At 46.7% G+C, this 7,098-nt stretch carries 7 protein-coding genes and 1 pseudogene; 1 reads left to right on the plus strand and 7 read right to left on the minus strand.

The window, feature by feature from the left end; all coding sequences use genetic code 11:
* From AC1DUA_RS16005 to AC1DUA_RS16015, 3 genes and pseudogenes are all read right to left on the minus strand, one after another.
* Window positions 1-477: pseudogene (locus AC1DUA_RS16005) on the minus strand (hypothetical protein); the annotation flags it as partial.
* Between the two features lie 40 nt (window positions 478-517).
* Window positions 518-835 carry a MocE family 2Fe-2S type ferredoxin gene (locus AC1DUA_RS16010; RefSeq protein ID WP_477500718.1) on the minus strand — a complete coding sequence of 106 codons (318 nt, stop codon included), beginning with the start codon at window positions 833-835 and terminating at the stop codon, window positions 518-520.
* A complete protein-coding gene (locus AC1DUA_RS16015; protein WP_477500719.1) occupies window positions 825-1,964 on the minus strand; it encodes a fatty acid desaturase family protein in 1,140 nt (379 codons plus the stop codon). The genes AC1DUA_RS16010 and AC1DUA_RS16015 overlap by 11 nt, the downstream gene beginning before the upstream one ends.
* Window positions 1,965-2,133: 169 nt before the next feature.
* Between AC1DUA_RS16015 and AC1DUA_RS16020 the strand changes: the two genes are divergently transcribed.
* Window positions 2,134-3,018 (plus strand): helix-turn-helix domain-containing protein, encoded by an 885-nt coding sequence (locus AC1DUA_RS16020; protein WP_477500720.1) that lies wholly within the window; start codon window positions 2,134-2,136, stop codon window positions 3,016-3,018.
* Window positions 3,019-3,031: 13 nt separating this feature from the next.
* Here AC1DUA_RS16020 and AC1DUA_RS16025 read toward each other — a convergent pair whose 3' ends face one another.
* The 4 genes from AC1DUA_RS16025 to AC1DUA_RS16040 form a co-directional block, all read right to left on the minus strand.
* Window positions 3,032-4,309, minus strand: a complete 1,278-nt coding sequence (locus AC1DUA_RS16025) for a polysaccharide lyase family 7 protein (RefSeq protein ID WP_477500721.1) — start codon at window positions 4,307-4,309, stop codon at window positions 3,032-3,034.
* A gap of 646 nt (window positions 4,310-4,955) precedes the next feature.
* Window positions 4,956-5,957 carry an aldo/keto reductase gene (locus tag AC1DUA_RS16030; protein WP_477500722.1) on the minus strand — a complete coding sequence of 334 codons (1,002 nt, stop codon included), beginning with the start codon at window positions 5,955-5,957 and terminating at the stop codon, window positions 4,956-4,958.
* A gap of 164 nt (window positions 5,958-6,121) precedes the next feature.
* Complete coding sequence (locus AC1DUA_RS16035; RefSeq protein WP_477500723.1) at window positions 6,122-6,268, minus strand: aspartyl-phosphate phosphatase Spo0E family protein; 147 nt, start codon at window positions 6,266-6,268, stop codon at window positions 6,122-6,124.
* A 148-nt stretch (window positions 6,269-6,416) separates the two neighbouring features.
* Window positions 6,417-7,098, minus strand: a 682-nt coding sequence (locus tag AC1DUA_RS16040) for an ATP-binding protein (protein WP_477500724.1), incomplete at its 5' end; no start/stop codon positions are given.

The raw sequence follows: 7,098 nt of genomic DNA on the forward strand, positions 1-7,098 counted from the left end.
CAGGAAGGGGATCGGTTTATCACCCTCATTCTCGGCGCGGTATGCCAACCTAACTCTGTCAACGCCCACCAAAGATATTCGCCTTGAAAAACGGTAGGGCAACTGCGGACTTATGATCGTACAGTCAACAGCCCCCTCTTCGATCTTGCAAGTTCCYGGAAGCGACCAGARTTCTCCATGATCCGGCAGGAGAATAGGTTCATCCACACCAGAAGGGCAGGCGATGATCGTCGGAAAACATTCGTCCCACCCGCTCATATCCCAATCCGTGAAGGTGGAGCCAAACTCCGGCTGCTCAAGAGGACGCGTACCAGAATCAAGCAGCCACTGCTTGCCAGTTGGCTTATAGATCATTGAAACCAGCTTCCCTCCCAGCTGCGGGACTAGCTCAATCTTGAGCTGTTCATTCTCAATAGCAAGAGAGCTGAGTCCTTTATATGTTCCAGTCTGAACGTCCACCACATTCCTGTCCCCCATAATCATCCTCCCTCCAAAGCCCGTCTCTCCCTAAAATCTCTCAGAGCTTAATGAAAACTTTCCCAGCTTCTACCTTCACGCGATAGGTTTTCAGATCGATACAAACAGGCGCCCGCTTCGCTTGCCCAGTAATCACATCGAATCTCCCATTATGCTTCGGACATTCAATGATATTTCCCATGACAAGCCCTTCTGACAGATGAAACTTCCCATGTGTACAAAAACCATCCGTCGCATAATACTCATTTCTATCTGTACGATAAATAGCGAAGGAGCGATCGCTATGATCGAATCGGATCATATCTTCCTGTTCAATTTCGTCCGCTCCGCATGCCTCAATCCACTCATCAGGCGCCATGTGTCATTCCTCCGGTTATCGCAGGGTTAGTGTCCATGCTTTTCGCTACTGCCGCATCCGTCGTCTTCTCTGGTCCATAATAATAGGGGCGCGCTGTGCTGGGCAGCGGCTTAACAATCGTATACGCTGGATCTTTGCCCTGTTTGATCAGCGCGATCATTACTTCTTTCAGCGCAGCGCCCAGGCTGCTGCATGGCTTCGGACAATCTCCCTGCATTTCCTTATGAAGCGCAGGAAGTGCATGATAGGGCACCATCGGAAACATGTGATGCTCAACGTGATAATTCATATTCCAGTAGAGGAATCTAAACACTGGATTCAGATACACCGTGCGTGTATTCAAACGATGATCCAGTACATCTTCATGCAGCCCCAAATGCTGCGATAATCCAAATAACAACATCAGCAATGTACCGTAGAAGGTCGGCAGGCCAATAAACATTAGCGGCAGGAAACTCATTTGATAAATCGAAAGCCCGATAACAGAGGCTAAAATAAGCAGATAAATGCGTGCTTCCAGGTAGGCTTTGGGACGCTCKGACAGGGGGATATATTCATTTTCCGTACGATCCACTTTCCCTACACAATGTAGAAAAAATCGTTTTATTTCCTTTGGTCCGCCATATAGATGAAAAATCTCCATAAAAAGAATGCGCCAGATCGGTGGCCTTTCCATAAAAATCTCGGGATCACGCCCTACAATGTACGTATCGCTATGGTGACGCGTGTGGCTATGGCGCCAAGGTGTAGCAGAGCGCAGCACCATGAAGGAAGCAATCTGATACACCACTTCATTCATCCAAGGTGTCTTGAAGGCCGTCCCATGCCCGCATTCATGCCAACGCGAATCTCCCGGGGATGCGTACAGTGTGCCATAGATAAAAAATGCTGGAACAGCCCACCAAGTTCCCCACGAGTAATATCCAAGGATGCCAGTCGCTATGAGAAGCACGAATAAAATAATCGTATCTCGTATCGCTGGCCCATCCTTGCGCTTCATTAGCTCCTTCATCCGCTGACGAGGAATGGGCGATGTGTACCATTCCGTGGTCACGAGACCCCTATCTTGTGCTCGCTGGTTCTCCTTGCCTGTAAGACTGTAATCTCTTCTTCGCCTGGCTGAAGACATCACTGAGCGCCTCCTTCTCCTTGATGAATATGTTTTTATTGTACAGACCCGTTCATAGGAAGTATTTATCCCAAAGTAACACAATGGTTACCAATATCACACTATTGCAGATTCCCATATATTTGTATAATGGAATCATGCATTCGGACGGATCATACGGAGGCGAACGATGACGAATAAGCTATATTTTATGGAGCCAAGCGAAACGCTCGAGCAGCTGAAGCAGTATTATTTCCCACCGTATATTACGCTTGYCCATATGTTCCATGCCCCTAATGGCTGGAAACTAAAACAACGCTCCTTGAAGCAATATCAGCTGCAGTATGTAGTTGAGGGAGTCGCAGATTATCATATTAGCGGGCACAATTATGTGACGGAACGCGGTGATCTGATATTTCATCGACCGGACGAGCCCCATTACGTTACCACACGGCTGAACGAGCCTTATGTCTGCATCTCGATTGTTTTCCATTTTGGTGAAACCGGTTTCCCCATCCACCAAGTCATTGATACTTCCAAGGAAATTGGCCCTCATTACATGGGCAATTACCAAAATCACACTATCGAGCATAAGCTGACTGAGCTCGTGCATCATTACCGAATGCCGGAGGTAACAGAMCACTTTTTATGCCAAAACCTCCTGTCCCATTTATTGCTTCAGATGTCCAAACAAAAAAAGGAGCTCACCGTCAGCACCTCAAAAAGAGAAGATGCTAACAAAGCGAAGCTCATTCTTATACGCAACTATATCTCCAACCATTTGCAGAGCGGTTTTACACATCAAGATCTAGAGAAGCTAACCGGCTGGAGCCGTAACTACATTATTACGCAATTCCGCAGCGCATTCGGCATGTCTCCGGTGCAATACCTGGTCTGGGTCCGGCTGGAGAAAGCCAAGGAACTGGCGCTCCAATCCGGCCAATCCTTTGGCGAAATCGCAAATAGGGTCGGTTATACGAATATCCATGCGTTCGGTAAAATTTTCAAGCGTAAAACAGGTATGAGCCTTAGTCAATTTTGCGCTACACTTTTTAAAGACACACCGGATCAGTAGCTAGTTAACGGGCTTATTGGTGTGTAACTGAGTAGTCGTACACCCAGTTCTCAGCATAGGCATCTGGGCTTTCGCCAGGTGCAGTTGAATCATTGGATTGGGTGTAGTTCCCAATTTTGAAGAAACATCCTGTTACATTTTTCGTTTGCGTGTACGGCACAGTTTGACCATTGTATTCATAGGAAATAACGCCGTTCGCTACAATGATTTTAACCGTAAACAAAGTTCCCAGCGTATAGTTGCTATCTAGCAAATAGCCATGTGTGTTGTCCCCATCTGTAATGTAAATTTTTGCTGTTGTGGAAACACCGCCAGGATTATTGCCTTCAACACGGAAGACAGTTACGTCATCATCGGCATCATGGATTTGGCCAACGACTGTTTGTGGTTTAACCGTTGTCAGATGAGTCACTTTTTGCTTAATGTACATCGTATGCGTTTTCCCGTCATTGCTACCCCAAGCCATCTGATTGCTGGAGTCCCCAGTCGTGTAATTATCCTTCATCTCGCGCAGCTCACTTCTTGGGTTGCTGGACCCGGACGTTGACACAGCGCCATGGTTAGCGCGAAATTGAACGGCATACCCATCTGCATCGTGCACAACTTTAAACCAAGGATCGATGGAATACGTATTTAACGCTGGTTGTAACACCTCTAGTGGACTTGTGGAGCCGGATTGCTTCGGAATCGGTAATGTGATTTTCCAATTTTTCAAGTATAGGATATCAGAAGGAAGTGTCGGTGTTGTAGGTGGCGTCGGTGTTGGTGTGGATGTTGGCGTTGCAGTAGGAGTTGGGGTCGAGCTAGTGCCGCTGTCAAGGGTAAAATCATCAAAGCGCACGTCGGAAGAGCTCGTGCCTCTAGCCAAAATCACGGCGCTAGTGTTCGTTGCCCCTGTTGTAAAGTTGACGGTAAATTGCGTCCAAGCAGCGGTATTGCCGCCTGCTGTAACTTCGCTGCCGCCGAACGTATTAGCGCCAATGGCGCCTTGACCGAGAATCCAGGCTTTCAACGTATAGCTGGTGTTCGCTGTAAGACCGGATATTGTTTGCTTATAACCGCCACTCGTATCTGTGGATTTCGCCGAACGAGTACCACTGTGATGATCACTTGTTGAGATCGCAGCGGAACCGACTTTCGTCCAGCCAGTTGCATCGCTTTCAAAGCCAGGGTTGTTGATCGCAATGGATGCTGCTGTTACCGAGGTAACATTGCTCAAAATTAACGCTGTCGATAGCAACAAGGAAAGCATAACGAAGTAATGAATCGGTTTTAGCATCTTTTTTCGCATAATAATCCTCCTAGTCAATTATTAACTTTGGTGTTCGAAGCAGTACGCAATACTGTTAATTCAGATAAACAGGCGTGAGGCGTGCTTTAAGTGAACAGAATGATTATAGGAACAAGCGACCTCCTTTCATGTTTGAATACTAACGTTTATTTCCGTGTAAGCGCTTAACAATGTTCATTATAGTTAATAATTTCCTGTTTCTTTAGCGTTTTTTTTAGGTACACTTGTGTTATTCCTAGGGTGCTCACAAAAATCCTGACGGATCAAACTGACGCTACTGAGGCTACCCTCAGGTATTTCTCAAAGGAACTAGAGTCCGCTATTTGACGGAAATCGAGCTGTTTCCACTGATGTGCGGAACTACAGGGACTTATTTTCCCCACGTGAGTACGTTTCTTGCGTGAATTGGCAAAATAGCGGATCGTAGTTCTCTGAACAGATGGAAAATATGCCTTTTCTTCCAAATAGCGAACCATACTTCCCCTCATAGCCATGCAGGTGAACTGCACCCCAAAAAGGTCAAAAAAGGCCGCTCCCTCAGAAGTTAATCTTCCAGGAGCAGCCTTCTATTTACCTATGCCGATCACAACTCCTTCACTCCTCGCTTACACTGGTGAGGAGTAACGTGCCTGCGGCCGCCATGATCTTAATTACGAACCAAGTTCGCTTGTGCGCTTTGAGTCACCGCATCAAGCTCTTTCAGTTCTTCCTGCGTCAACTTCTCTGCAACGGTTGGCAAAATATCCGTGATATGATGCGGTTTGGACACACCCAGAATCGCGGATGTGACCCCCTGTGTACTAAGAACCCAGCTCAGCGCTAGCTGAGCAAGCGTCCAGCCTTTGCGTGCTGCGATTGGCTTCAACTGCTCCACAATGTGGAAATGCCGCTCTTGCTCCAGCAGCGCATGCAGCCGCTTCTCATTGGCAGCGCCACGGGTTCCAGCAGGCGGTTGCTGGCCGTAGGCGTATTTCCCAGTCAAAAGACCGCGTCCCAGCGGGCTGTACACGATAACGCCTACGCCCTCCGAGATAGCGAACGGCAGCAGCTCCTGCTCTATTCCTCGTGCAATCAGGCTGTACTCCGGCTGGACGCTTTCGAAGCGTTCAAGCCGCTGCAGCGCGGATATGCCATGAGCTTTGGCAATCTGCCACGCCGCATAGTTCGAGGCGCCAATGTAGCGAACTTTCCCTTGACGAACAAGGTCGTCCAGTGCTCGCAGGGTTTCTTCCAGCGGCGTTTGTTCGTCGAACCTATGTACTTGATACAAGTCAATATAGTCGGTCTTCAGCCGTTTAAGACTATTTTCAACAGCTCGATAGATATGGTATCGGCTTTGACCAGCATCGTTCGGACCTAGTCCAACACGTCCGTGAACTTTGGTCGCCAGCACGATTTCATGACGGCGAGCGCCAAGCAAGTTGCCGAGAATCGTTTCGGATTCTCCGGTTTCAAGCGGATTATCCTTGTCCATCCCAGAGCCATACACATCAGCTGTATCAATAAGGGTAATCCCCGAGTCTAGCGCCGTATCCAGCACTTCCGCGGATTCCTTCTCCCCGATCCATCTGCCGAAAGCCATTGTGCCAAGACTTACCTCTGACACACGCAACCCTGATCTGCCAAGTCGTCTTTGTCCAATACTCATACTCACATCTCCCTGTCTATTTGTTATATAAAAAAAAGGGCAATCCATCAAAGGATTGCCTCCGTTTTTTACGGTCGGTCAAACTGCTTAGCTTAAACCAAGTTAATCACTTGGAATAATCCCATATTATCACCACGATGTTTAATCGTCAACCTGCCGATTTATTATTTCAGCACGTAATACCGGATAATATATTCATCCAATTGTTGGCTAATCGCAACGACCTTTTCATGGGTAAAACAGCCGTGACRTTCGGCTTCCTCTATCATCTTCATGCGAAGTGCTTCAATTTTCAGTAGTAAAAGTTCCATCTCAACAGTTCACACCACTTCTGTTCAGTATCGTTAGTTTCTTTATTATAAATCATGATTCCTCAGAAGTTTGTAAAACTTTGTCGACATGCTTTGAAGAAATTGTGAAATATTATTTCAAATGAAAAAGACGTTGAAAGTACTCTTTTTATAGCACAAAAGGGAGTTCGATATCAATCATAGTTCCTACTCCCAGCTTGCTTTGAACCCTCATACTTCCTTGATGCGCTTCGATAATTCGATAGCAAACCATCATTCCGAGCCCTGTTCCTTCTTCTTTTGTCGTAAAAAAGGGATCCCCAAGTCTAGGTATTAGCTCCTCAGCGATTCCAATCCCATTATCTTTGAGCTTAATCGACATTTTCTTATTTCCTAGACCTTGAATAGCAATATCAACGGTTCCGCCACCTGGCATGGCCTCTACGGAATTTTTCAGCAAATTAATGAATACCTGCTTCAACTGACCTTCATCACTTTTAACCATATACACGTGATCTTCATGGCTCTCAAATTGAATCTCGACATTATGCAGCAGCGCCTGGGGCTGAAGCAGTGAGACCACATTATCGATAATGTCACAAATGTTTTTATCTTCAAATCTACTTCTTTGCGGCTTCGAAATGAGCATGAACTCGTTCACAATGTTGTTGATCCGATTTAATTCAACCAACATGATATCTGCGTACTCGACGATCTTATTGGCAGGAGCGCACTTGATGAGCTTCAAGAAACCAATAAGCGAGGTCAGTGGATTACGAATCTCATGTGCGATTCCTGCCGCTAATTGACCGACAACGGAAAGTTTCTCCGATTGAAGCAGCATCTCTTCC

Source organism: Paenibacillus sp. 01T422 (genome assembly GCF_056398785.1).